General features: G+C 57.4%; 1 protein-coding gene. It reads left to right on the top strand.

Annotated features, from left to right (window positions below):
• The first annotated feature begins 128 nt into the window (after nucleotides 1-128).
• Nucleotides 129-1,322, top strand: coding sequence for a sigma 54-interacting transcriptional regulator (locus AAC620_RS12345; RefSeq protein ID WP_340245415.1), 1,194 nt, complete (start codon nucleotides 129-131; stop codon nucleotides 1,320-1,322).
• Nucleotides 1,323-1,324: the final 2 nt, after the last annotated feature.

The raw sequence follows: 1,324 nt of genomic DNA, 5'->3' as shown, positions 1-1,324 counted from the left end.
TGATGTCACCTGGGACTATCAGTGGTGATACGGCGAGAGGAGTTTAATGACATGAACCGTCCTAACGCCATATTTGGTACGCTGGCTTATGAAGTTCGACCCTGTACTGTGAGCGCGGAGAAGGAATAATGGTTGATCAAAAATCGTCCTCAATGTTCCAGACGCTAATCCAGCGGATTATGGAGGCCGCGCGCTCTAGCGATAATCTCTGCATCATTGGAGAGGTTGGCACGGGCAAGAGGCAGGCGGCGGTGTCCGTTCACCGGGCGTCAGGGGCCGATGAGGGCCGCCTGAGTATCGTAAATTGCATGGCCCTCGACCACGACAACTTTTTGTCGGATCTATTTGGCCGCGTGACGCCTGACGGCGACTTGGTTCGCAAGGGCGCGGTCGCGCTAGCCGAGGGCGGCACCCTCTATCTGCACGAGGTGCAGGAGCTCACGCGCGACTCTCAAGCTGCCCTTGTTCGGTTTCTGGAGACGAAGACATACCGCCCAGTTGGCAGTGGCATGACCCTAAGTTCAAATGTCCGCCTGATAGTGTCCTCCAGCGCCACTCTAGAGGCGCTGGTCGAGGCGGGTAAGTTCCGTCAAGATTTACAGCATTTTCTGACGCCGCTGATCATCCACATGCCGAGACTGAACGACCGCCTCGAAGATATTCCGACGCTGTTCAAGACGCTCTTGTTCCAAGTTGGGAACGGCCGGCCGATTTCCATCGACGACGATGCCTTGGTGCGGCTGAAGTCACACAGTTACACGGGCAACTTACTCGAGCTGCGTAATTTGGCGCTGCGCTGCGTGTCATCAATGAAGGATGACCACGTCACCCTGAAGGATGTTGAGGCAGCCATACGGGGCACGGCTTATTTTGACTTGGCCGATCAGGCGTCAGAGGGGGTCTATGCGGAACTCGCTCGCCAATCTGGCGACACACAATATCAGGCCATAGCCGCGGCAACGTCCCCGACCATGCTGGCGGCGCCTGAGCCTGAGCAGGCTGCGCCGGGGCCATCGGGAGCCGACGACAAAATGTTTGATGACTTGAACCAGCACATGTCGATGGACAAAATTGTTGGTGGGCAGGCGGAAGCGTCTGGCCCCGAAGCCGCCACCAGTGCACCCAAGGCCCCCGCCAGCGCGGCGCCGGCGCGAGAACCGAAGAGAACTGAGGGCGGCCCGCCAAATCTAAAAGACATGGAGCGTAAATATTTTTTAGATTTGATTGAGCAGTTTGATGGCGACAAGACCAAGGTCGCCAAGGCATCGGGCCTGAACCTCCGCACGCTCTACAGGCGCCTCAAGTCGCTCGACATTGACTAACT

Origin of the sequence: Roseobacter sp. HKCCA2468 (assembly GCF_037805105.1) — a bacterium.
Taxonomy (GTDB): domain Bacteria; phylum Pseudomonadota; class Alphaproteobacteria; order Rhodobacterales; family Rhodobacteraceae; genus M30B80.
The sequence above is the reverse complement of the archived record's forward strand: the minus strand, read 5'-3'. Positions and strand labels throughout refer to the sequence as shown.